This window comes from uncultured Arthrobacter sp., assembly GCF_947495145.1.
Classification (GTDB): Bacteria; Actinomycetota; Actinomycetes; order Actinomycetales; family Micrococcaceae; genus Arthrobacter_D.
Map to the genome: position 1 here is coordinate 62600 of NZ_CANLXP010000009.1, position 24221 is coordinate 86820.

20 protein-coding genes and 1 tRNA gene are annotated in these 24221 nt (G+C 63.4%); 12 read left to right on the forward strand and 9 right to left on the reverse strand.

Annotated features, from left to right (window positions below; all coding sequences use genetic code 11):
• Positions 1 to 71 precede the first annotated feature (71 nt).
• From Q0877_RS08720 to Q0877_RS08750, 7 genes are all read right to left on the reverse strand, one after another.
• Positions 72 to 719 (reverse strand): response regulator transcription factor, encoded by a 648-nt coding sequence (locus Q0877_RS08720; RefSeq protein ID WP_299167035.1) that lies wholly within the window; start codon positions 717 to 719, stop codon positions 72 to 74.
• Positions 716 to 1948 carry a sensor histidine kinase gene (locus tag Q0877_RS08725; RefSeq protein WP_299167036.1) on the reverse strand — a complete coding sequence of 411 codons (1233 nt, stop codon included), beginning with the start codon at positions 1946 to 1948 and terminating at the stop codon, positions 716 to 718. The genes Q0877_RS08720 and Q0877_RS08725 overlap by 4 nt, the downstream gene beginning before the upstream one ends.
• Positions 1949 to 1992: 44 nt before the next feature.
• Positions 1993 to 2868: an ABC transporter permease gene (locus Q0877_RS08730; RefSeq protein WP_299167037.1), complete on the reverse strand. Its 876-nt coding sequence runs from the start codon at positions 2866 to 2868 to the stop codon at positions 1993 to 1995.
• Positions 2865 to 3791 (reverse strand): ABC transporter ATP-binding protein, encoded by a 927-nt coding sequence (locus tag Q0877_RS08735; RefSeq protein ID WP_299167038.1) that lies wholly within the window; start codon positions 3789 to 3791, stop codon positions 2865 to 2867. The genes Q0877_RS08730 and Q0877_RS08735 overlap by 4 nt, the downstream gene beginning before the upstream one ends.
• A 123-nt stretch (positions 3792 to 3914) precedes the next feature.
• On the reverse strand, positions 3915 to 4160 hold the full coding sequence (locus tag Q0877_RS08740; RefSeq protein ID WP_299167040.1) for a PspC domain-containing protein: 246 nt from the start codon (positions 4158 to 4160) through the stop codon (positions 3915 to 3917).
• A gap of 63 nt (positions 4161 to 4223) precedes the next feature.
• Entirely contained in the window at positions 4224 to 4442 is a 219-nt protein-coding gene (locus Q0877_RS08745; RefSeq protein WP_299167042.1) for a hypothetical protein, read from the reverse strand.
• Entirely contained in the window at positions 4439 to 6031 is a 1593-nt protein-coding gene (locus Q0877_RS08750; RefSeq protein WP_299167043.1) for a PspC domain-containing protein, read from the reverse strand. Before Q0877_RS08750 ends, Q0877_RS08745 begins: the two co-directional genes overlap by 4 nt.
• A 124-nt stretch (positions 6032 to 6155) precedes the next feature.
• Here Q0877_RS08750 and Q0877_RS08755 point away from each other — a divergent pair, with 124 nt between their 5' ends.
• Together Q0877_RS08755 and Q0877_RS08760 are read left to right on the forward strand one after the other, a co-directional pair.
• The gene (locus Q0877_RS08755; RefSeq protein ID WP_299167044.1) at positions 6156 to 7400 is read left to right on the forward strand and encodes an ATP-binding protein; all 1245 of its coding nucleotides are present in this window, start codon (positions 6156 to 6158) and stop codon (positions 7398 to 7400) included.
• A complete protein-coding gene (locus Q0877_RS08760; RefSeq protein WP_299167045.1) occupies positions 7393 to 8043 on the forward strand; it encodes a response regulator transcription factor in 651 nt (216 codons plus the stop codon). The genes Q0877_RS08755 and Q0877_RS08760 overlap by 8 nt, the downstream gene beginning before the upstream one ends.
• A gap of 19 nt (positions 8044 to 8062) precedes the next feature.
• On the opposite strand, the gene Q0877_RS08765 is transcribed toward Q0877_RS08760, so the two are convergent.
• Positions 8063 to 9295: a pyridoxal phosphate-dependent aminotransferase gene (locus Q0877_RS08765; RefSeq protein WP_299167046.1), complete on the reverse strand. Its 1233-nt coding sequence runs from the start codon at positions 9293 to 9295 to the stop codon at positions 8063 to 8065.
• Positions 9296 to 9565: 270 nt separating this feature from the next.
• Here Q0877_RS08765 and Q0877_RS08770 point away from each other — a divergent pair.
• The 8 genes from Q0877_RS08770 to rplL all read left to right on the forward strand — a co-directional run bounded on the left by Q0877_RS08770 (position 9566) and on the right by rplL (position 14957).
• Positions 9566 to 9638 (forward strand) — tRNA-Trp (locus Q0877_RS08770).
• Between the two features lie 105 nt (positions 9639 to 9743).
• Positions 9744 to 10004 (forward strand): preprotein translocase subunit SecE, encoded by a 261-nt coding sequence (gene secE, locus Q0877_RS08775; RefSeq protein ID WP_299167047.1) that lies wholly within the window; start codon positions 9744 to 9746, stop codon positions 10002 to 10004.
• A gap of 59 nt (positions 10005 to 10063) precedes the next feature.
• The gene (gene nusG / locus Q0877_RS08780; protein ID WP_299167048.1) at positions 10064 to 10945 is read left to right on the forward strand and encodes a transcription termination/antitermination protein NusG; all 882 of its coding nucleotides are present in this window, start codon (positions 10064 to 10066) and stop codon (positions 10943 to 10945) included.
• Between the two features lie 128 nt (positions 10946 to 11073).
• Complete coding sequence (rplK, locus tag Q0877_RS08785) at positions 11074 to 11502, forward strand: 50S ribosomal protein L11 (protein WP_299167049.1); 429 nt, start codon at positions 11074 to 11076, stop codon at positions 11500 to 11502.
• Positions 11503 to 11703: 201 nt separating this feature from the next.
• Positions 11704 to 12411, forward strand: coding sequence for a 50S ribosomal protein L1 (rplA, locus tag Q0877_RS08790; protein ID WP_299167051.1), 708 nt, complete (start codon positions 11704 to 11706; stop codon positions 12409 to 12411).
• Between the two features lie 134 nt (positions 12412 to 12545).
• Positions 12546 to 13640 (forward strand): GNAT family N-acetyltransferase, encoded by a 1095-nt coding sequence (locus tag Q0877_RS08795; RefSeq protein ID WP_299167052.1) that lies wholly within the window; start codon positions 12546 to 12548, stop codon positions 13638 to 13640.
• A gap of 276 nt (positions 13641 to 13916) precedes the next feature.
• Complete coding sequence (rplJ, locus tag Q0877_RS08800) at positions 13917 to 14516, forward strand: 50S ribosomal protein L10 (RefSeq protein WP_299167053.1); 600 nt, start codon at positions 13917 to 13919, stop codon at positions 14514 to 14516.
• A 60-nt stretch (positions 14517 to 14576) separates the two neighbouring features.
• Positions 14577 to 14957 (forward strand): 50S ribosomal protein L7/L12, encoded by a 381-nt coding sequence (rplL, locus tag Q0877_RS08805; protein ID WP_299167054.1) that lies wholly within the window; start codon positions 14577 to 14579, stop codon positions 14955 to 14957.
• A 70-nt stretch (positions 14958 to 15027) separates the two neighbouring features.
• Here rplL and Q0877_RS08810 read toward each other — a convergent pair whose 3' ends face one another.
• Entirely contained in the window at positions 15028 to 16230 is a 1203-nt protein-coding gene (locus Q0877_RS08810; protein WP_299167056.1) for an acetyl-CoA C-acetyltransferase, read from the reverse strand.
• Positions 16231 to 16641: 411 nt separating this feature from the next.
• Here Q0877_RS08810 and rpoB point away from each other — a divergent pair, with 411 nt between their 5' ends.
• Entirely contained in the window at positions 16642 to 20151 is a 3510-nt protein-coding gene (rpoB, locus tag Q0877_RS08815) for a DNA-directed RNA polymerase subunit beta (RefSeq protein ID WP_299167057.1), read from the forward strand.
• A 105-nt stretch (positions 20152 to 20256) separates the two neighbouring features.
• A complete protein-coding gene (locus Q0877_RS08820) occupies positions 20257 to 24150 on the forward strand; it encodes a DNA-directed RNA polymerase subunit beta' (RefSeq protein ID WP_299167058.1) in 3894 nt (1297 codons plus the stop codon).
• Positions 24151 to 24221: the final 71 nt, after the last annotated feature.

Consider the following 24221-nt stretch of genomic DNA (forward strand, 5'->3'; position numbering starts at 1 on the left):
TTCTAGACACATCGGCGCGGGAGGCCCCTTTGTGTCAGAGGCGCCGAACACACTGGCACGACGGCGCTGCCTTAGCGGGCGGACGGCAGCAGACCGCGCTCCATGGCGACGACGACGGCGCGCGTCCGGTCGTCGACGTCCAGCTTGGCGAAGATTCGCAGCAGATGGGTTTTGACGGTGGTTTCCGCGATGAACAGCGCTGCAGCGATCTCCGGGTTGCTCATTCCCTGCGCCACCGCCTGAAGGACCTGCTTCTCCCTGGGGGATAGCGGTGGGGGCTCCGGTGCCCGCAGCCGGGAGACCAGCTTCGCCGCAATCGGCGGCGCGAGGACGGTTTCGCCGCGTGCGGCGGCAAGGACAGCGTCGATGAGCGTTTCACCTGGAGTGTCCTTCAGGAGGTAGCCCACCGCGCCCGACTCGACTGCGCGCACAATGTCGGCATCGCCGTCGTACGTTGTGAGCACGAGGACTTTGATGGCCGGGTCGGCTTTCAGCAGCCGGGCGGTTGCCTCAGCCCCATCCATTTCCGGCATGCGCAGGTCCATGAGCACGACGTCGGGAGCATCAGTTGCGCTGCTGGTGACGGCTTCCCGACCGTTCCCGGCCTCACCGACAACCAGAAGCCGGCTGTCGGTGCTGAGCAGCGCACGGAGGCCCGCGCGGACGATGGGGTGGTCATCCGCGATGAGGACGCGGACCCTGACAGCATTGTCTGTCATGGCCGTGGAGCTTCGGGGGTGGGTCGCGGTGCGAGCGGCACGGTCATGGTGACACGCGTTCCGCGGCCAGGTGCAGTATCCACCGCAAGTGTTCCGGAGATCTCCGCCAGCCGCGTACGCATCGACTTCAGTCCGTATCCACCGTTGCTGTCTTGTCCGGTGAAGCCGCAGCCATTGTCGCTCACCGTGAGCACCAGGCTGCCGCCTTGAGTGTTGATGGCCAACCGCACGTCTTCCGCATGACTGTGGCGGCGAACGTTGCTCAGCGCTTCCTGGGCGCAGCGCAGCACCGCAATTTGTTCCGGAGACGTCAGCGGCGGCAGCGTCTCCGGAAGGGACACCTCAGCTCTGCGGCCATCCCGGCCGGCGGCTTCGCCCAGCCGGCGTAACGCCCCCAGGAGGTCTCCGCCCTGCAGTTGCGACGGGCCCGCCGAGGCGATGAGTGCGCGCGACTCCCGTAGATTCTCCCGCGCCGTTTCACCGATTGCTGCGAGCTCACTGGTAACCCCGCTGTCTGTCGGCGCACGGCGTAGCCTTGCCTGCGCTGCCTCGGACAGCATGACAATCGACGTGAATCCCTGCGCGAGGGTGTCGTGGATTTCCCGTGACATGCGCTCGCGTTCAGCCATGGCGCCCTGTTGCTCATGTGCCTCGGCGAGCTCCGCCCGGGTTGCCTCAAGGGATGCGATCAACTGTCCGCGGTCCTCGCTCTGGTCGATGATCTTGTAGATCCACAACCCGATCATGCTGGAGCCCAGGAAGGAGATGAGCACCTGCAAACCGACGCTTCGCAGATTTTCCGGATCTGTACCGGTGAGGTTCAACTGACCCAGCGCGACCACAACGCAGAGAACGGCGGTGGCGGCGAGGCCTCTGCGCGGGGTGTTCGAGAACATCCAGATTTGGGGGAAGGCGATGAAAAGCAGGATGGACCCGTAACTCGACAGGAATGACAACAACCCGACGGCGCTGACAAGTAGGACAACGTACGCCGTCGGGCGCCAGGAGCCAAGGTGCTCCAGCCGGGTGAGGAACGGATAGACGGCTGCCAGTACTCCGAGAGCCACGAGCATGGCGGCCTTAGTTGAGTCACCTTCCACCAGCAGCAGGACTACGAGCACCACCACCGACAGCACCGCATAGAAGCCGATATGCCACCAGCGCATCCCTCGCAGCCATACGGAGTTGTCCGGGAGTAGGGGGACGCTCCGATCCGCTGGAGTAGTCATGGAATCACTGTACGACGGCGGTTGCCCGCCCGCGCCGGTATCGATCACTTCTGCGGTGGCCAGCGGAAGGTCAGCATGGTCACGATGAGACCCACGACCAGCCAGAGGCCGATCACGAGGGCGGACAGGCCAAGGTTCCAGACGCCTCCCGGCTCGACGGACTCCCAGCCTTCGGGAAGAAACACCGCGCGGAAACCGCTGGCGGTCCAGCGGAGCGGCGTCAGGTCCGCAAGGCCGCCCAGCCAGTCCGGAATCTGTGAGAAGGGAAAGTAGACACCCGAGATGAAGGCCAGCAGAAGCGGCGGAACAGCGGACATGGTCGACGCGGACTGCGTTGATCTGGCAATGCACGCGAAGGCGATTCCGACCACCGACCATGCGGCGGTTGCACCCAGTAACAGCCAGGCGAAGGTCAGCCAGGCGGCCGCCGTCGTTGGGAGGTCGACACCGAAGAGGAAACGCGCGCCCAGCAGGAGCAGGGTTGTCTGCGTCAGGATGAGGATCAACGTGAGCCCGGTCTTGCCCAGGAAGTAGGACAGGCTTGGCAACGGCGTGCCGGCCAGCCGCTTGATGCTGCCGTTGAACCGTTCCGCGGCCACATAACCGCTGAGGTTCTGGAAGCCGCTCAGAATGGTGGCGAGGGCAAGCATGCCGGGAAGGAAGTACTCGGCCGGGCGCAGCAGGGACTCTGGTCTGGAAGGGTCACCCATGCTGGGTTCGTTACCGAAGACGCTGCTGAAGAGGCCCATCATGATCAGCGGGAAGAACAGGGTGAACACCAGCGAGGATGGATCCCGGGAGAACATCCGTGCTTCGAGTAGGGTCCGCCGCCAGCCGAGGGCCAGGGTGTTCGGCTTCCAGGAACGGCGCGGGCCCCGCGCGGCCGGACCGGTCAGTGCCGGAGCTGTAGTTGTTTTCATGACGCTTCTTCGCCGTTCAGGTCATGCTGCCTCAGCAGCTCGAGATAGATGTCTTCAAGGCTCGGTACCCGAACCTGCAGGTGCAGCGGCTCCTCGGTGCCGCCTGCGCTGAGCCGGTTCACAAGCTCGGCCGGCCGGTCGGTGCTTTCTTCATGGTGGCCGGCGTTGTCCGCCCAACTCACGCGCGGCGTCCGCAGGGCAGCGCCGCCGAGCGTGCCGGGGGTTCCCTCGGCTACGAGCTGACCGTGGGTGATGACGCCGAGCCGGTCTGCCAGCTGTTCTGCTTCGTCGAGGTAGTGGGTGGTCAGGACGATGGTGGTTCCATCGGCCCGGAGACTGCGGATCAGTTCCCAGAATGTCCGTCGGGCGTCAGGATCGAAACCGGTGGTGGGCTCATCCAGGAAGAGCAGTTCGGGGTTGCCGACCAGGCCCAATGCCACATCAACGCGACGGCGCTGGCCGCCGGACAAAGTGCTGATGCGCTGCGACTCCTTGCCTTCCAGGCCGACGGCAGAGATCAGCTCGTCCACCGGGCGGGGATTCGGGTAGTAGGACGCCAGGGCATGCAGCGCCTCGGCGACCCGAAGCTCACCGGAGTCGGTCGCTTCCTGCAGGACAATGCCGATCCGCGCCCGAAAGGATGGATGTGCCTTGTACGGCGCCGTTTCCAGGACGGTGACTTTGCCGGAGGTGGGCTTGCGGTGACCTTCGAGGATCTCGATGGTGGTACTTTTCCCTGCGCCATTCGGGCCAAGCAGCGCGTAGGTTTCCCCTGCGCGGACTGACAGGTTCAGATTGTCGACGGCGTGCAGTACGCCGGACTTCTGCCGATAGATCTTGCTGAGGTTCTCAACCCTGATCGGCGCATCCGGTCGCCGGGCTGCGTCGGTGCGTGAGGACGGGTTGAACGTCGTAGTTTCCATGTCTCAAGCCTGCTCCGTGCGGGCAGGCCGGGTAAGCATCTACAGACTGAACGGGTGTGTCCACCGGTCGGTGGACACACCCGTCTTCTAGCGTTCCTGAGTCGTAGGAGGGGAGGTTGGCTATCAGTAGCGGCGGCCCACCAGCGACTCCAGTGCGATCGTCCCGTCCGTCTTCGGGAGCAGGAGCCACAGGACCACGTACAGCGGCAGACCGATGAAGGGAAGCAGGAAGCTGAGCAGGATGCCGATTCTCACCATTCCCACGGACCAGCCGAACTTGATGGCGATGCCTGAGGCGATGCCGCCAAACCACCCGCCGGGTGCGCGCTTGATGGGAGAGGAGCGGAGGGCGTTGAAGAAGGAATTCATTTGTCCATGCTTTCGTATTGGGAGAGAGATGTCACGGGAGGTACTACTGCCGTAGGTGTCCATTCAGCTGCGCCGGTTCATCGAGAGGATTCCTCCGACGATGAGTGCCACACCGGTGCCTACCAGCAGCACCATGACCACGAGTACGGGATCCAGCACCAGGCCCGTCAGTTCACCGGCGAGGACGAGGATGCCGATGACAATCGCCAGGGTGCCCCAGATGATGGTTCCGGCGCGGGGCCGCGTGTCGTCGTCGTTCTTGTTGGGATAGAGGGTGCTCATCGTTCCAGCCTGCTTTCGGTGTCCAGGAGTGCGTCTTCGGTGGTGGAGACGGTGATGCGGCTGGCCACACCCCGCACGTCGAGGATGATGCCCGGGCCATCCGCGTCCTCGTTCAGTTGCAGCGTGCCGGGCTGCCAGATTCCGCCGACACTGGTGGTGCCGGCTGGTCTGACCACCTCTGTTGAGCTGAGCGCCATGTGTGAGCGCACGTCCACCGGCACGTCGTCGGGCACCAGGATCCCGACGTTCCCTGCAGCTGCATTGACGGAGATGGTGACGTCCTCAGTGATGTTTTCGAGGCCGGTCAGGTCCACGCGGCCCTGCCCGGCGACGACGGTGTATCCCTCGGACGCCGGGCTCGCCGCCGTCATGGACCACCTGCCCTGGTCAGCGAGAACCCAGTTGCCCGTCAGCGGGGAGGCTGATGCGATGAAGGTCGCCGCGATCCCGACGGCTGCCAGGAAGCCCAGCGCACCGGAGGAGCGTCCGCGGACCCCTAACAGGACAATCCCAAGCCCCAGTACGACGACGCCGGTTGCCAGTGCGACGGCGACAACGCTTCCGCCGAGGGCGAGTACGCCGACGTAGTCGAGGACGAGCACCAGCGCTGCCAGGAGGAGCGCCCCGCCAAGGAAGATGGCCACATCAGCACCGGTGGGCCGCGGCACCGTGCGCCTGGGGGAGGCCTTGGGCGTGGGAACACCCGAACCGGCCGGACCGGCGAAAGGCCTGGTGGGCGGAGTTGTGGGTGGGAAGATGTCGGTCGGTGCGGTGCCGGAAGCAGCGGTGCCGGGAGAAGTGGTACCCGGAGCAGCGGTGCCCGCGAAAGTGGTTCCGGTCGAGTAGGTATCCAGCGGGACCGCGCCCCCATTCCCTCTGCCACCTGGGCCTTCGCTGTCTGTGCCCGCCCCGCCCGTGCTGCCGGGGCCTGCGCTGTACTGGCTCTTGTTCCGGTTGGCGTTGGAAATCCAGTACACGATGAACACCGCCACGCCGATCCAGAACAGGCTCCAGATGAAGCCGCCGAACCCACCGGTGTTGCCGAAGAACGGTGCGTTCGGGCGCCACAGGCCGAGGAGGGAAACGACCAGGGCTCCGGTCATGCCGGAGGTCCAGCTGCCGCGGGCAGCGGATTCCGCGTGGATGCGTCCGTCCGGTTCGGGCAGCAATGCCCAGGCAAGCCCGTACACCAGCAGGCCGATCCCGCCGAAGATCGCGAGCACAACGAAAAGGCCGCGGACCAGGACGACATCCAGGCCGGTTCGTGCCGAGATTCCGGTCGCAACGCCGCCGATCCAGCGGTCCTCCCCGCGGGTGATCCGCAGGCTTCGGAGCCAGCCGAAGAAGCCGGTACCGGAGCCGATTCGTGTGCTGCCCGGGGCGCCGCCGGAAGCAGGGTTCTGATTGCCGCTGGAGGCGGCGCCCGGGTTGTCGCCGGGAGCGGAGCTCTGATTGCTGCCGAAGCCGGCGCTCTCGTTGCCGCTGGGGGCGGCGCCTTGTTCCCCGTGGCCGGCGGTCGGATCAGCAGAGGATTCCGGGCGACCGTCAGCGTCCCGGGGCGTCGAAGATGGGTCTGGATGCGAGTTCATATCTTCATCCTTGTTCCCGGCGGCCATTCCAACCATCGGGGCCGACCCTGAACCTCCCCTGACCTCCGGCGGAATTACCCTGAGAACCGGCAACACAGAGCCCTGAGCGTGCTTGGATTGACCCATGAGACCCCCGCTGCTGCGTTCGAACGATGCCCTCATTGCGGGCGTCTGCGCGGGGCTGGCTGCTCACCTCGGAGTCTCGCTGCGGGCAGCCCGCATCGGAATGGTGGCGCTCGCGCTGGTGGGCGGTGCCGGCGTCGTTCTCTATGGCTGGCTGTGGCTGCTGGTTCCAACGGCTGAAGAACGACGGCGGGGCGTGGCCACGCCCGCCGGCCTGCGTCTGGGCGCGCCGGTCCTTGCCGGCGCGGAGATGAGACAGGGTCGATCTTTCGGTACGGCAGGCGGCCGTGAGGTGATGATCGGCGTCGGGCTGTTAGTGGTGGCTGCGGCTTTCGTTGCCCAGCAGCTTGGGGTGTCAGTCCAGTGGGGCTGGCTGGTGCCGGTTGCTGCCGTGGCGCTCGGCGCGGTCCTCGCCTGGTCCCAGCTCGATGAGGCGCGCCGTACCCGGCTGATGGACCATGCGGGCGCCACCCGGGCTGAAGGTGTGGCCCGGCTGGCAGCGGGTCTGGTCCTCGTGATGGTGGGGCTGCTGATCCTTGTTTCCGGCTCGCTGTCCTGGGAGTTCACCTGGCCGGTGCTGCTGGCAACGGCGGCCGTGCTGGGCGGTGTTGGGCTCGTCCTGGCGCCCTGGGGCCTGAAGTTCTGGAAAGACCTTGAGGCGGAACGGGCCGCCCGCGTGCGCGAAACCCAGCGGGCGGAAATTGCTGCGCACCTCCATGATTCGGTGCTGCAGACCCTGGCGCTGATCCAGAACCGCGCTGCCTCCGAGCAGGACGTTGTCCGGCTGGCACGCGCGCAGGAGCGGGAGCTGCGGCGCTGGCTCTATGCCGACACGGCGGAGCGAACAGGCAACCTCGCGGACCGCATCAAGGCGGTGGCAGCGGAGGTGGAAGAGGCATACGGGCATCCCGTCGACGTCGTATCCGTCGGCGACACGCCCATGACGCCCCGCCAGGAGGCGCTGGTGCAGGCCACACGCGAGGCCATCCTCAACGCAGCGAAACATGCCGGCGGTGCCGTCTCCATCTACCTCGAGGCAGGGAGCGCTGTTTCGCAGGTGTTCGTCCGCGACCGCGGCGCCGGGTTCGACCTGGACACGGTTCCGCCCGACCGCCTCGGCATCCGGGAGTCGGTGATCAACCGCATGCAGCGCCATGGCGGCACTGCCCGGATCCGCAGCTCGGACGCGGGGACCGAAGTGCACCTGACCATGCCCGAAGAGGAAGCAGGAGTTCCCCATGACTGAGCCGATCACCGTCGTCGTCGTCGATGACCATGCCATTTTCCGGTCCGGAGTGAAGGCGGACCTCGACAGCCGTGTCCAGGTGGTCGGCGAGGCAGCCACCGTCGAGGAAGCGATCGCGGTCATCTGCGCGCAGCAGCCTCAGGTTGTCCTCCTTGACGTCCACCTGCCCGGGGGCAGGGGAGGCGGCGGTGCCGAGGTGATTGCGGGATGCGGCGACGTCCGCCAGTCCACACGGTTCCTCGCACTCAGCGTTTCCGATTCGGCCGAAGATGTAGTGACCGTCATCCGGGCAGGGGCCCGCGGATATGTCACGAAGACCATTACGGGCGCCGACATCTCCGACGCGGTGCTGCGCGTGGCGTCCGGAGACGCAGTGTTTTCACCGCGACTGGCCGGGTTCGTCCTCGACGCCTTCGGCACGGCTGCCGTAGCGGCGGCCGACAGCGAACTGGACCGGCTTTCCGCGCGGGAGCTCGAAGTGATGCGGCTGATCGCCCGCGGCTACAGCTACAAGGAGGTTGCGAAGGAGTTGTTCATCTCCATCAAAACCGTGGAAACACACGTTTCGGCTGTGCTGCGGAAGCTGCAGCTCTCCTCCCGGCACGAACTCACGCGCTGGGCGGCGGAGCGCCGTCTGCTCTGATCAGCGCGGCAACAGCGCGTCAGCGCGCTGAACCGAGGAACTCCTGGAGTCTGCTTACGCCCGTTGCAAGATCCTCATCGCCAAGCGCGTAGGAAAGACGGATGAATCCGCTCGGCCCAAAGGCTTCACCCGGAACCACAGCAACCTCGACGGTGTCGAGGACCAAAGCTGCCAGTTCGGCCGAGGTGAGCGGCCTTGCGCCGGCGAGCTCGCGCCCCAAGAGCTCCCGCACATCCGCGTACGCGTAGAAAGCACCATGCGGTGTGGGGCACTGGACACCGTCAATCGCGTTCAGTCCGGAAACCATTGCACGACGACGGCGGTCGAAGGACTGCTTCATCTCCTCAACCGCGGTCAGTGGTCCGGATACAGCGGCGAGAGCTGCCATCTGGGAAACGTTGGCGACGTTGGACGTTGCGTGCGACTGCAGGTTGGTGGCCGCCTTCACCACGTCCTTCGGGCCGATCATCCAACCCACGCGCCAGCCGGTCATTGCGTACGTCTTGGCCACCCCGTTGAGGATCACTACGCGGTCCCCCAGCGAGGGCGCCGCCGTGGCAATGGAGGTGAACGGGACGTCGTCGTACGTCAGGTGTTCGTAAATTTCGTCCGTCACTACCCAGAGGCCATGGCCGGCAGCCCACTCACCGATCTCGCGGACCTGTTCCGGGGAATACACCGACCCGGTCGGGTTTGACGGAGAGACGAAGAGCAGAACCTTTGTCCGCGGTGTACGCGCTGCCTCCAGCTGGTCGACGGTTACCAGGTAGGACTGCTCGGGGCCCGCGAAAACCTCGACCGGGATGCCGTCGGCAAGCCGGATCGCTTCCGGATACGTGGTCCAGTAGGGGGTTGGAACCAGCACCTCGTCGCCGGGATCGAGCAGCGTTGCGAAGGATTCATAGACTGCCTGCTTGCCGCCGTTGGTCACCAGCACCTGCGCCGGGTCAACCTGGTAGCCCGAATCACGCAGTGTCTTCTCTGCGATGGCCTGCTTCAGTTCGGGCAGCCCGCCCGCGGGGGAGTAGCGGTGAAACCGGGGCTGCCGCGCGGCGTCGACGGCTGCATCCACGATGTAGTCCGGGGTGGGGAAGTCCGGCTCGCCGGCACCGAAGCCGATCACAGGACGTCCGGCGGCCTTGAGCGCCTTTGCCTTCGCATCCACGGCAAGGGTTGCGGATTCAGCGATGGCGGCGATTCGCCGGGACACGCGTCCGTTGGCATGCTGGGACGGGGCGTCAGCGGCAGTCATAGTCTTCCCATCAGTTGAGGTGGTTGGAGCTGGGGTGGGTCGGGGGTGGATCCTTCTCCCAGCTTAGGGCTTCACCCCTGAACACAGCCGGTCGGCATGCGTTGAATGACAGGCTGCGAAGATGTCCGTGAACGCCCGCCCGGCCCGGTTCGACGTTGCGTCCCTGATTGCGTAGACTAGTTCCTCGGTGTTGAAGTCGCCACGATGGTTCGTGCCTGCGCTGCGGAGTTTTCGCAGGAGGTATTGGGCATCGGCGAAGTTTCATTCCAAAGGGTAGTGGCGCAATTGGTAGCGCAGCGGTCTCCAAAACCGCAGGTTGCAGGTTCGAGTCCTGTCTGCCCTGCGCATCACCGTCATGGTCAGCATGCGGCAGTGCGGCGTTGAACGCTCTATGAGTGATGGGTCAGTGCGGCCAGCTCAGATACCTACAAGATTGGTGAGGTTGAAGGTGACCGATACGGCTGCGAGCAGCTCCAAGGGAAGCCCCGCCGACAAGCAGAATCCCAAGCGCGGATTCTTCGGCCGGATCATCCTTTTTGTACGGCAGGTCATCGCCGAAATGCGCAAGGTGGTTGTACCCACCCGCAAGGAACTGATCCGCTTCACCATCACAGTGTTGGTGTTCGTGATCATCATGATCCTTATCGTGACCGCTTTGGACTTCCTGTTCGGCACCGGCGCGGTATGGGTCTTCGGCGGCGAAAGCTAGTTTCTGCCCTCCAGCGGCAGTATCGAGCAAGCACAGCAATCCAGAAAGCAGGCAGCTAGGTGTCCGAGCAAGAACTCGAACGACAGATCACAACCGACGAGGAAGATCTGGGTACCGAGGATCAGGTAACTGCAGCAGGTGCGGAAGACGCCCCTGCTGATGCCGCTGCGCCCGCGGACAGCGATGACGTCTCCTTCGACGAAGATTCAGCGGATGAGCCTGTTGGTGACTCCGGTGAGGAAGCTGGGGAAGCAGCCGAGGGCTCCACGGAGGAATCGTCCGGAGATTCCTCGGAGGAAGCATCCGGCAGTGACGCAGACGAGGCCCAGGAACCCGAAGTTGACCCAGTGGCCGATTTCAAGGCAAAGCTGCGTCGCCAGGAAGGCGACTGGTACGTGATCCACTCCTACGCCGGTTACGAGAACCGCGTGAAGGCCAACCTGGAAACCCGTATCCAGACCCTGGACATGGAAGATTACATCTTCGAAATCCAGGTGCCCATGGAAGAAGTCGTGGAAATCAAGAACACGACGCGCAAGATCGTCAACCGCGTCCGTATCCCCGGCTACGTCCTGGTGCGCATGGATCTCACTGATGAATCGTGGGGCGCCGTTCGCCACACTCCGGGTGTGACCGGCTTCGTGGGGAACGCGCATGATCCGGTGCCGCTGAGCCTCAAAGAAGTCTTCTCGATGCTGGAGCACACCATCGTGAAGAGCGGCTCCGAGGCTGGCAAGCCGGCACGCGCCCAGGCCACACCCACCCTGGTGAACTTTGAAGTGGGCGAGTCCGTGACGGTCAACGAGGGCCCGTTCGAGACCCTCCCGGCCACCATCTCCGAGATCAAGCCGGAATCGCAGCAGTTGGTTGTGCTGGTTTCGATCTTCGAGCGCGAGACTCCGGTTACGCTCTCGTTCAACCAGGTCACCAAGATTCAATAGACCAGGTAAGTTTCGTCCTCGTCGGGTTCGCTTTGGCCCGTCAGGACGGCCGGCCGCCACGCCATGGCGGTCACCATCCCCGGGACGCTCCTGTCCCGAGGAACGAAATGTAAGAAAAGGACCCTTTCATGGCCCCCAAGAAGAAGGTCACCGGCCTCATCAAGCTGCAGATCAACGCAGGCGCCGCCAACCCGGCTCCTCCGATCGGTCCTGCACTTGGTCAGCACGGTGTCAACATCATGGAGTTCTGCAAGGCGTACAACGCCGCAACAGAATCCCAGCGCGGGAACGTTATCCCCGTTGAAATCACGGTGTACGAGGATCGCTCGTTCACCTTCGTCACCAAGACCCCTCCGGCCGCCGAGCTGATCAAGAAGGCTGCCGGCGTACAGAAGGGCTCGGCTACGCCGCACACCGTCAAGGTTGCCAAGCTGACCCGCGCGCAGGTTGAGGAAATCGCCACCATGAAGATGGAAGACCTCAACGCCAACGATGTTCAGGCAGCAGCCAAGATCATCGCCGGTACCGCCCGGTCGATGGGCATCACCGTCGACTAACGAGGAGTTTACGTACGGTGGAGCCGAGGAACGAGGATCCGCCGGGAGTAAGCCCCGCAAGTTAGTCGACAATCGAGCACCGTAGATTAATTCTGATCTACTCACCATTCATCTAAGACACCGAGCCTTCTCGGCTCGGAATGTCTGTGGCAGGGCCGAGCGCGGTCCGCAGACCACGACTGCATAAGGAGAAAGAAGCAGATGGCAAAGCGCAGCAAAGCATATGAGGCAGCTGCCGCCAAGATCGACGCGAACAAGCAGTACGCGCCGGTAGAGGCAGTAGCCCTGGCGAAGGAAACCAACCCTTCGTCATTCGACGCAACCATCGAGGTGGCTTTCCGCCTCGGCGTTGATCCCCGCAAGGCAGACCAGATGGTGCGCGGCACCGTCAACCTGCCGCACGGCACCGGCAAGACCAAGCGCGTCCTGGTCTTCGCAACCGGTGACAAGGCCGAAGCGGCAATCGCAGCAGGCGCGGACTTCGTCGGTTCCGACGACATGATCGAGAAGGTAGCCGGCGGCTGGGTCGATTTCGACGCAGCAGTCGCTACCCCTGACCTCATGGGCAAGGTTGGCCGTCTCGGAAAGGTACTGGGTCCCCGTAACCTCATGCCGAACCCGAAGACCGGAACGGTAACCCCTGACGTCACCAAGGCTGTCAACGACATCAAGGGTGGAAAGATCGACTTCCGCGTCGACAAGCACTCCAACCTCCACTTCATCATCGGCAAGGTGTCCTTCGACGAGCGCAAGCTGGCCGAAAACTACGCCATTGCGCTGGAGGAAGTGCTTCGCCTGAAGCCGTCGGCATCAAAGGGCCGTTACATCCAGAAGGCAACGGTTACCACCACCTTCGGACCGAGCATCTCGGTGGATCCCAACGTCACCAAGGTTCTCGCAGACGCATAAGCGACTGATCAAAAGGGCGGGTGCAGCGATTGCTGCACCCGCCCTTTTCGTATGTGCGCCTCGTGAGGGGCCGCTCAAGAAACTCGCTCGAAAACTGATTGACAGTTCCCAATCGCTGAGTGATGATGATGACCATGACCATCACCGATGTGACTATCAGGCCGTATGCGCTCCCGTCCTCCCTGGACGTTCCGGAGGCCCTCCCGTTCATCGCGGCCTCTGATCTCAGCAACCTCGTCGAGCGCGAGGTGTGGGGCAATGACGACCACTGCCACACACCTGAAATTCGTCTGGAAAGCTCCAGGCCGAACAATTACGAGAAGCGCACCACATTTCTCGCCTTCGAGGGCGAGCGGGTGGTCGGCAAGGCTGTGGTCGATGTACCGCTGACGGACAATCTCCAGACCTGCTACGCACTGGTCATGGTCCATCCTGAACGTCGCGGAGCAGGGCTGGGCTCGGCGCTTCACGCAGCCGTAGAGGATCACGCACGGCAGCACGGACGCTCCACCATCATGGGGTGGACGGACGCCCGCGCCGGCTTCGATCCGACCGACGCGCTCACTCCGGCAACAGGAGCAGGAGCCTTTCCCGCTTCTGCTCTGGCGGCCAGGTTCGCCACAAAGCATGGATACGCCCTGGCGCAGGTGGACCGCTGCAGTGTTCTTCCTGCCGACTGGGATAGCGATCGCCTCAGTGCGCTTGCCGCCGCGGCCGCTCGCACCGCGGGATCAGGCTACGCCGTCGTCGATTGGGTTGATCACTGCCCGGACGAGTTGCTTGAGCAATACGCGCAACTGCGCAAGACCATGAGCACGGATGTCCCCATGGGGGAGTTGGACTGGGAAGAGGAGGTCTGGGACGGCCCGCGGGTGCGCGAGGGTGAGGACCGGCTCGCGCGAGAGGGCGGCAGCAGCCTTGTCCGGGCCGTGCTGCACAGGCCGAGCGGTCGGCTTGTCGGTCATACAATCCTTGAGAGGCGGGCCGAGAAACCGGAGATCGTCTACCAGGAGGACACCCTGGTACTTTCCTCCCATCGTGGTCACCGGCTTGGGATGTTGCTGAAGGCAGCGAACCTGCTTGCCGTCCAGGAGGTCTGGCCCGAAACGCAGCGGATCTACACCTGGAATGCCGAGGAGAACCGGCACATGCTGGACGTGAACATCGAGCTGGGATTCACACCGGAAGGCTACACGGCCGCCTGGCAAAAGAAGCTGGAGACTCCGTAACCAGTAGGGGCGGGTCGGCCGATTTGGCCGGCCCGTGCCTGTCCCGTAAGCTTGAAACACCAAAGACCGTCGGTCGATGATCACCATAAAGCCTCTGAACCTGTTCAGCTGCTTAGGTGTTCATCTGAAAGTTCCCGTTCAGGGCGGCCAGCGCAGGTGAACGAAGCTACTCCTTCCGCAGAGCAATAGGCCCTGCTGTGGTCCAGCCCCGTGCATCTGCGCGGGGCGTTTTTTATTGGATCCGCTCACCGGCACCAATTCCCCGGAAGGAGGGTTATGGCAACGCCAACAAAGGTTTCGGCCGTGGATGAAATCACCACCGATTTCAAGGAATCCACTGCTGCTGTCCTAACCGAATACCGTGGGCTCTCCGTTGCACAGCTCAAGGAACTGCGTCGCTCGCTCGGCGCAGAAACCAAATACGCTGTCGTCAAGAACACCCTGACTGGCATTGCAGCCAAGGAAGCCGGCATCGACGCGTTCGATGGCCAGCTTGCCGGCCCCACTGCAATCGCCTTCATCAAGGGTGACGCCGTTGCTGCGGCAAAGAGCCTGACGGATTTCGCGAAGACCAACCCACAGCTCGTCATCAAGACCGGTTACTTCGAGGGCAAGTCCCTCGACGCCTCGGCGGTAACCGCACTTGCTGCTCTTGAGTCGCGTGAGTTCCAGCTGGCCCGTGTGGCAGGTGTGCTCAAGGCACCCATGTCCGCGCTTGCCCGCACCGTCGATGCCCTGCGCATCAAGCTGGAGGAAAACGGGGACGCTGCACCTGCAGCCGAGGCCGTTGCTCCCGCGGCAGAGGAAGCACCCGCAGCAGCGGATGCCGCACCTGCCGAGGCTGCCGAAGAAGCAGCTTCCCCCGAAGAGAAGTAATTCTCTTCCCCACCAATCTCCCGGTGCCGCACGCACCATTTCAGGAAGGATGCTTTAGCCATGGCGAAGCTCACCAACGAAGAGCTCATTGAAGCCTTCAAGGAACTGTCCATCATCGAACTCTCGGACTTCGTAAAGCTGTTCGAGGAGACCTTCGATGTCACCGCTGCTGCAGTTGCAGTTGCAGGCCCCGCCGGTGGCGGAGCAGGCGAAGCTGCCGAGGAAGAGAAGGACTCCTTCGACGTTGTCCTCGAAGCTGCCGGCGACAAGAAGATCGCAGTGATCAAGGAAGTTCGCGCCCTCACCTCCCTCGGCCTCAAGGAAGCCAAGGACCTGGTTGACAGCGCACCCAAGGCTGTCCTCGAAGGTGCAAACAAGGAAGCGGCGGAAAAGGCCAAGGAGTCCCTCGAGGCTGCCGGCGCCACCGTCACCCTCAAGTAAGTTCCTCTTCACGAAACAACCCCGGAACCGTTTGGTTCCGGGGTTGTTTCGTGTTTCCAGCCAGGAAGGGTCAGTTGCGGTACAGCAGTACGGCCTCGCCCTGGCCGCCGCCTCCGCAGAGTGACACTGCCGCCTTTCCGCTGCCCCTGCGCTGCAGTTCCATCGCGGCATGCAGGGCAAGCCGTGCTCCGGAGGCGCCGATGGGGTGCCCCAGCGCAATCGCTCCGCCGTGGATGTTGCACTTCTCAAGCGGCAGGTCCAGATCTTTCAGCGACTGGCAGGCAACTGAACCGAAAGCCTCGTTGATCTCCACGAAGTCGAGGTCTGCCGTGCTCCAGCCGGCGCGGTCGAGCGCTTGTTCAATTGCGCGTGATGGCTGGGAATGCAGCGAGTTGTCCGGGCCGGCCACCTGTCCCGGGCGCCCGACGACAGCGAGGACTTCCCAGCCGTTGGCCTCAGCGTTTCCGCGGCTGGTGAGCACCAGTGCTGCCGCGCCGTCGGACAGGGGAGAGGAATTGCCCGCGGTGATGGTTCCGTCCTTCGCGAAGGCGGGCTTCAGACCACCGAGCGTCTCGACTGTCGTATTCGGCCGTACCCCTTCATCCGTGGATACGACGATGTCATCACCTTTGCGCTGCGGCACGTGCACGGAGACGATCTCGTCCTTAAAAACTCCCGCCTCGGTGGCAGCTGCAGCACGCTGGTGCGACGACGCCGCTACCTCGTCCTGTGCCGTCCGGTCGATGCCGAGCCCGGTGTTGCCGCGCTCGGTCGAAGCGCCCATGGACTCCTGGTCAAAAGCGTCGGTAAGGCCGTCATGCGCAACGGAGTCGACGGCGGGCATGGTTCCGTAAGTCCAGCCCTGCCGCGCGCCGGGCAGAAGGTGCGGCCCCCGGGTCATGGATTCCTGGCCGCCGGCGACGACGACGCTTGCCTCGCCGCTTCGGATCAGGCGGGCGGCGTCGATCACAGCGGTGAGGCCCGAGAGGCACACCTTGTTGATGGTCACCGTGGGAACATCCCAACCGATACCGGCCTTGATGGAGGTCTGCCGTGCCGGATTCTGGCCGCAACCGGCCTGCACCACATGGCCCATGATGACGGCGTCGACGTCGGCGGCTGCGACGCCGGAGCGCTCGAGCGCTCCGGTGATGGCGAAGGCTCCGAGTTCGACGGCGGTGAAAGCCGCCAACTGTCCGTTGAGCCGGCCTTGCGGTGTTCGTGCACCGCCTACGATGACGACGTCCTGGGGGGATTGCTCAAGGCTGTTCATCGGAAGTTCCGCTCGCTTTCGTCATTGAATTGCAGGGGCATGGCGCTGATGGCGCACTGGGGTTCCGCCCTGGGTTTAACGTTACCGGAGGGAATCCCTATTCCAGCTAATGACCATTCACTGAAGTGGTCATCAGAGCCGGCAACACCGACCGAACCCGTATACCACATCCGGTTGGACATTGTCGCTGCCCTGACGTACAGTAGATATTTGCGTCTTCCCTCATAACCTCAGCCTTCATATAGCGGTGGGCTTTGCCACGCATTCGTCATTTAACGGACAGTCCCATCGGTTACCCAGTTGGTTTCCCTGCGGGTTGTAACCGAGAGCGGATGTGGGCGTCAGGTTGGCACCTATTGGTGCGGGGAGTGATCGTAAGAACACGCCTGTTGGTCTGTGGAAGGATCCCTCTTGGTCGCCCCGAGCACCTCACTTAATGCAACCGCTACCAGCCAGGTCGACGCCGACGGCGCCGCACCCCGGCTATCATTCGCAAAGATTCATGAACCTCTGGATGTTCCCAATCTTCTCGCCCTGCAGACCGACAGCTTTGACTGGCTGGTAGGCAACGAGCGCTGGAAGGCGCGCGTGGAAGAGGCGCTGGAGCAGGGTCTCCAGGGTGTGGCCACCACTTCCGGCCTCGCTGACATCTTCGAAGAGATCTCTCCGATCGAGGACTTCCAGGGCACCATGTCCCTGAGCTTCTCGGAGCCTGAATTCGCTGACCCGAAGTACACCATGGCCGAGTGCAAGGACCGCGACGCCACCTACGCGGCTCCGCTCTACGTCAAGGCCGAGTTCATGAACAACAACACGGGCGAAATCAAGCAGCAGACCGTGTTCATGGGTGACTTCCCGCTGATGACCGAGAAGGGCACGTTCGTCATCAACGGCACCGAGCGTGTCGTTGTCTCCCAGCTCGTTCGTTCCCCCGGTGCGTACTTCGAGCGCGCTGCGGACAAGACCAGTGACAAGGACATCTTCAGCGCGAAGATCATCCCGTCGCGCGGCGCCTGGTTCGAGCTCGAGATCGACAAGCGAGACCAGGTCGGCGTTCGCCTTGACCGCAAGCGCAAGCAGTCCGTCACCGTCCTGCTGAAGGCCCTCGGCTGGACCGAAGGCCAGATCCTCGAGACGTTCGGCGAGTATGACTCCATCCGCGCCACCCTCGAGAAGGACGCCACGGAAACCCAGGAAGATGCCCTGCTGGACATCTACCGCAAGCTCCGTCCGGGAGAGCCGCCCACGGTCGAGGCTGCGAAGACGCTGCTGGACAACCTGTACTTCAACGCCAAGCGCTACGACCTGGCGAAGGTTGGCCGTTACAAGATCAACCGCAAGCTCGGCATCGACAAGAACCTGGGCGATCCGGATGCCTCGGTCCTGAACATCGATGACATTGTTGCGATGATCAAGTTCCTGGTTGCACTCCACGCCGGTGAGACCACCCTGACGGGTAAGCGCGAGGGCGAAGACGTCGAGCTGCGCGTTGAGGTCGACGACATCGACCACTTCGGCAACCGCCGCATCCGCGCCGTCGGCGAGCTCATCGAGAACCAGGTCCGTACCGGCCTGTCCCGTATGGAGCGCGTCGTCCGTGAGCGGATGACCACCCAGGACGTCGAGGCGATCACGCCGCAGACCCTGATCAACATCCGTCCGGTTGTCGCAGCGATCAAGGAGTTCTTCGGAACGTCCCAGCTGTCGCAGTTCATGGACCAGAACAACCCGCTCGCTGGCCTGACGCACAAGCGTCGCCTGTCCGCGCTGGGCCCGGGTGGTCTGTCCCGTGACCGCGCAGGCATGGAAGTCCGCGACGTTCACCCGTCCCACTACGGACGTATGTGCCCCATCGAAACCCCTGAAGGCCCGAACATCGGCCTCATCGGTTCGCTGGCGTCCTACGGCCGGATCAACACGTTCGGCTTCATCGAGACTCCGTACCGCAAGGTTGAGAACGGCATCGTCACGGAGCAGATCGACTACCTCACGGCAGACGACGAGGTTGAGCGGCTGATCGCCCAGGCAAACGCACCGCTCGATGCGAACAGCAAGTTCGAAGAGGACATGGTCCTTGTCCGTACCCGTGGTGGTTCGGGCGAGCCTGTTCTCGTTGAAGCTGCGGACGTTGAGTACATGGACGTTTCCCCGCGCCAGATGGTGTCCGTCGCCACCGCGATGATCCCGTTCCTGGAGCACGACGACGCCAACCGCGCCCTCATGGGTGCGAACATGCAGCGTCAGGCTGTGCCCCTGCTCCGTTCCGAGCGTCCCCTCGTGGGAACCGGTATGGAGAAGAACGCCGCAGTCGACGCCGGTGACGCCGTAACGGCCAACAAGGCCGGCGTGGTTTCCGAGGTATCGGCTGATCTGGTGACGGTCCTGAACGACGACGGCACCGAGACCCACTACCCGATCATGAAGTTCGCGCGCTCCAACCAGGGCAACGCCTACAACCAGCGCGTGCTGGTTGCAGACGGCGACCGCGTTGAGTACAACACGATTATTGCGGACGGTCCGTCCACAGATCAGGGTGAGCTGGCACTCGGCAAGAACATGCTCGTTGCGTTCATGTCCTGGGAAGGCCACAACTTCGAGGATGCGATCATCCTGTCCCAGCGCATCGTTTCCGACGATGTCCTGACGTCGATCCACATCGAGGAGCACGAAGTCGATGCCCGCGACACCAAGCTTGGTGCCGAGGAAATCACGCGTGACATCCCGAACGTCTCCGAAGAGGTTCTTGGCGCGCTCGACGAGCGCGGCATCATCCACATCGGTGCCGAGGTGGAAGCCGGCGACATCCTGGTTGGCCGCGTCACCCCCAAGGGTGAAACTGAGCTGACCCCGGAAGAGCGGCTGCTGCGCGCTATCTTCGGTGAGAAGAGCCGCGAGGTTCGCGACACCTCCCTGAAGGTTCCCCACGGCGAGTCGGGCACCGTTATCGGCGTTCGCATCTTCGACCGCGACAACGACGACGAGCTGCCCCCGGGCGTCAACCAGCTGGTCCGCGTCTATGTTGCCCAGAAGCGCAAGATCACGGACGGCGACAAGCTTGCCGGCCGTCACGGCAACAAGGGTGTCATCTCCAAGATCCTTCCGATCGAGGACATGCCTTTCCTCGAGGACGGCACCCCCGTCGACATCGTCCTGAACCCGCTTGGTGTGCCGGGTCGTATGAACGTCGGACAGGTGCTGGAGATCCACCTCGGTTGGGTTGCCAAGCAGGGCTGGAAGATCGAGGGAGAGCCTGAGTGGCTCAAGAACCTCCCGAACCTTCCCCGCGAGATCGCGACGACCACCGTTGCAACCCCCGTGTTCGACGGCGCTACCGAGGATGAGATCGTCGGCCTGCTCGGCTCCACGAACGTGACCCGCGACGGAGAGCGCCTCATCGGCGAGTCCGGCAAGGCGCGGCTGTTCGACGGCCGCTCCGGCGAGCCGTTCCCGGATCCGATTTCTGTCGGCTACATGTACATCCTGAAGCTCCACCACCTGGTGGACGACAAGATCCACGCCCGGTCCACCGGCCCGTACTCGATGATCACGCAGCAGCCGCTGGGTGGTAAGGCGCAGTTCGGCGGACAGCGCTTCGGTGAGATGGAAGTCTGGGCACTCGAGGCCTACGGTGCGGCGTACACGCTGCAGGAGCTCCTGACCATCAAGTCGGATGACATCCATGGACGCGTCAAGGTGTACGAGGCAATCGTCAAGGGCGAGAACATCCCGGAACCGGGTGTTCCGGAGTCCTTCAAGGTTCTGATCAAGGAAATGCAGTCGCTGTGCCTGAACGTGGAAGTTCTTTCCACCGACGGCACCACGATTGAGATGCGTGACTCGGATGAAGAAGTCTTCCGGGCCGCGGAAGAACTGGGCATCGACCTCTCACGGGCCGAGCCGAGTTCTGTCGAAGAGGTTTAGCTGTTTCCGCACCGCACCGGCGATGAATCGCCGCTGCGGTGCACAGCTGAGCCCCTGCCGCACCCATAAGACTTTGTGAATTTAGAGAAGAGAGACAGGGACCATATGTCCAGCGAATCCTCATTCGGCCACATGCGAATCGGCCTGGCCACCGCGGAAGAGATCCGCGGATGGTCGTACGGCGAAGTCAAGAAGCCGGAAACCATCAACTACCGCACGCTCAAGCCTGAGAAGGACGGACTCTTCTGCGAGAAGATCTTCGGCCCATCGCGTGACTGGGAATGCTACTGCGGCAAGTACAAGCGCGTGCGCTTCAAGGGCATCATCTGCGAGCGGTGTGGCGTTGAGGTCACCCGTGCGAAGGTACGCCGCGAGCGCATGGGCCACATCGAGCTCGCCGCTCCCGTTACGCACATCTGGTACTTCAAGGGCGTTCCGTCGCGTCTTGGCTACCTCCTTGATCTTGCGCCGAAGGACCTCGAGAAGGTCATTTACTTCGCTGCTTACATGATCACCTCGGTTGACGAAGAGAACCGTCACGCCGAACTGCCGAACCTCCAGGCCGAACACGACCTCGAGAAGAAGCAGCTCGTCGACCAGCGCGACTCCGATATCGCAGCACTTGCCCGCGACCTTGAGGACGAGCTCGCCCGCCTGGAGGGTGAGGGCGCCAAGGCAGCTGACAAGAAGAAGGCACGCGACTCCGCTGACCGCCAGATGGCGAATCTGCGCAAGCGCGCCGACGCCGAGATCGAGCGCCTCGAGCAGGTCTGGGACCGGTTCAAGAACCTGAAGGTCGCAGACCTTGAAGGTGACGAGGGTCTGTACCGCGAACTGCGCGACCGTTACGGTCTGTACTTCGAAGGCTCCATGGGAGCCGAGGCAATCAAGAAGCGCCTCGAGAACTTCGATATGCAGGCTGAGGCTGAGCTGCTCCGCGACATCATCCAGAACGGCAAGGGCCAGCGCAAGACGCGTGCCCTGAAGCGTTTGAAGGTTGTCAACGCGTTCCTCACCACCACCAACAGCCCGCTGGGCATGGTGCTCGACGCCGTGCCGGTGATCCCGCCGGAACTGCGTCCGATGGTGCAGCTGGACGGTGGCCGCTTCGCGACCTCCGACCTTAATGACCTGTACCGTCGCGTGATCAACCGCAACAACCGCCTGAAGCGCCTGCTTGATCTCGGAGCTCCCGAGATCATCGTGAACAACGAGAAGCGCATGCTCCAGGAAGCTGTTGACTCGCTGTTCGACAATGGCCGCCGCGGCCGTCCGGTCACCGGACCGGGCAACCGCCCGCTCAAGTCGCTCTCCGACATGCTCAAGGGCAAGCAGGGGCGTTTCCGTCAGAACCTGCTCGGCAAGCGCGTCGACTACTCGGGCCGTTCGGTCATCGTCGTCGGCCCGCAGCTGAAGCTGCACCAGTGTGGTCTGCCCAAGCAGATGGCTCTGGAGCTCTTCAAGCCGTTCGTGATGAAGCGCCTGGTTGACCTCAACCACGCACAGAACATCAAGAGCGCCAAGCGTATGGTCGAGCGTTACCGCCCGCAGGTCTGGGATGTCCTTGAAGAGATCATCACCGAACACCCTGTGCTGCTGAACCGTGCACCTACCCTGCACCGCCTCGGCATCCAGGCGTTCGAGCCGCAGCTGGTTGAAGGCAAGGCCCTTCAGCTTCACCCGCTGGTCTGTGGTGCGTTCAACGCTGACTTCGACGGCGACCAGATGGCAGTGCACCTGCCGCTGAGCCCCGAAGCCCAGGCCGAGGCGCGCATCCTGATGCTGTCCTCGAACAACATCCTGAAGCCGTCGGACGGCCGTCCGGTGACCCTGCCTTCGCAGGACATGATCATCGGCCTGCACCACCTCACCACCAAGCGTGAGGGCTCGGCAGGGGAGGGGCGCGTCTTCTCCAGCCCGGCTGAGGCGATCATGGCGTTCGATTCCGGTGAGCTGCACCTGAACTCGGTTGTGAAGATCCGCGTTCCGCACTTCGTCCCGGGTCCGGACACCGCAGCCCCTGAGGGCTGGGAAGAAGGCACCCCTGCGCTGATTGAAACCTCACTCGGCCAGGTCCTGTTCAACGACACCCTGCCTGCGGATTACCCCTGGGTTGAGAAGGTTGCTGACAAGGGCGAGCTCTCCACGATCGTCAACGATCTCGCGGAGCGCTACCCGAAGGTTGTCACTGCTGCGACGCTGGACAACCTGAAGGACTCCGGCTTCTACTGGGCAACACGCTCGGGCGTCACGGTGGCTATCTCCGATATCTCCGCGCCGATCAACAAGGCCGGAATCATGGAGGGCTACGAGACGCAGGCAGCCAAGGTTCAGGCACAGTTCGACAAGGGCCTCATCGCCGATGAGGAGCGTCGTCAGGAACTGATCGACATCTGGAACAAGGCAACCAACGAGGTCGCCGAGTCCATGCGCGGCGCAATGCCGAAGGACAACACCATCAACCGCATGGTGTCCTCCGGTGCTCGCGGCAACTGGCTGCAGGTCCGTCAGATCGCGGGTATCCGCGGCCTGGTGGCAAACCCCAAGGGTGAGATCATCCCGCGTCCGATCAAGTCCTCGTACCGCGAGGGCCTGTCGGTTCTGGAGTACTTCATCGCCACGCACGGTGCCCGTAAGGGTCTTGCCGATACCGCTCTGCGTACCGCGAACTCGGGTTACCTGACCCGTCGTCTCGTGGATGTCTCGCAGGACGTCATCGTCCGCGAGGACGACTGCGGTACCGAGCGCGGCCTGAACGTCACCATCGCTGTACCGAACCACGACGGCGAGCTCGTCCTGCATGAGGAAGTCGAGAACTCGGCTTACGCACGCACGCTGGCTACCGACGTCGTTGATTCCAAGGGCGAGGTGCTGGCTCCTGCCGGCTCCGACGTCGGCGACGTGCTGATCACCAAGCTGTTCGAAGCAGGCGTGACGGACATCAAGATCCGCTCCGTTCTGACCTGTGAGTCCAGTGTTGGTACCTGTGCACTCTGCTACGGCCGTTCGCTGGCCACGGGTAAGACTGTGGACATCGGTGAGGCCGTCGGCATCATCGCTGCACAGTCCATCGGTGAGCCGGGTACCCAGCTGACGATGCGTACCTTCCACACCGGTGGTGTTGCCTCTGCTGAGGACATCACCCAGGGTCTGCCGCGTATCCAGGAGCTGTTCGAAGCGCGTACCCCCAAGGGTGTTGCGCCGATCTCCGAGGTCGCAGGGCGGGTCACCATCGAAGACGCAGAGAAGCAGCTGCGCCTGGTGGTTACTCCGGACGACGGCTCCGAAGAGATCGCTTACCCGGTACTGCGGCGTGCACGTCTGCTGGTTGCCGACGGCGATCACGTGGAGGTCGGCCAGCAGCTGGTCTTCGGTGCGGTTGATCCCAAGCAGATCCTCCGTATCCTCGGCCCGCGTAAGGCGCAGGAGTTCCTGGTGGACGAGGTCCAGCGCGTGTACCGCAGCCAGGGCGTAGGCATCCACGACAAGCACGTGGAAGTTATCGTCCGGCAGATGCTGCGCCGCGTCACGGTCATCGAGTCCGGCGACTCCGACCTGCTCCCCGGTGAGCTGGCCGAGCGTCGTCGCTTCGAGAACGAGAACCGTCGTGTGGTCTCCGAGGGCAAGAAGCCAGCCTCCGGCCGGCCCGAGCTCATGGGCATCACGAAGGCCTCGCTCGCCACGGAGTCCTGGCTGTCGGCCGCTTCCTTCCAGGAGACCACGCGTGTCCTCACGCAGGCAGCCATGGAAGGCAAGAGCGATCCGCTGCTCGGCCTGAAGGAGAACGTCATCATCGGTAAGCTCATCCCGGCCGGCACCGGCCTGGACCGCTACACGAAGATCACGGTCGAGCCCACAGAGGAAGCCAAGGCCAACCTGTTCACCGGTCCGAGCGCGTTCAGCGACTTTGACTACGCAGGTGTCGACGGCGGACTCAGCCCCGAGTTCCACGCCATCCCGCTGGATGACTACGACATGGGGTCGAGCGACTTCCGCTGATCAGCCCTGTGAACAGTTAGCGTTGTTCCACTGACAGAGGGGCCCGGACTGCAGTTTCGACTGGAGTCCGG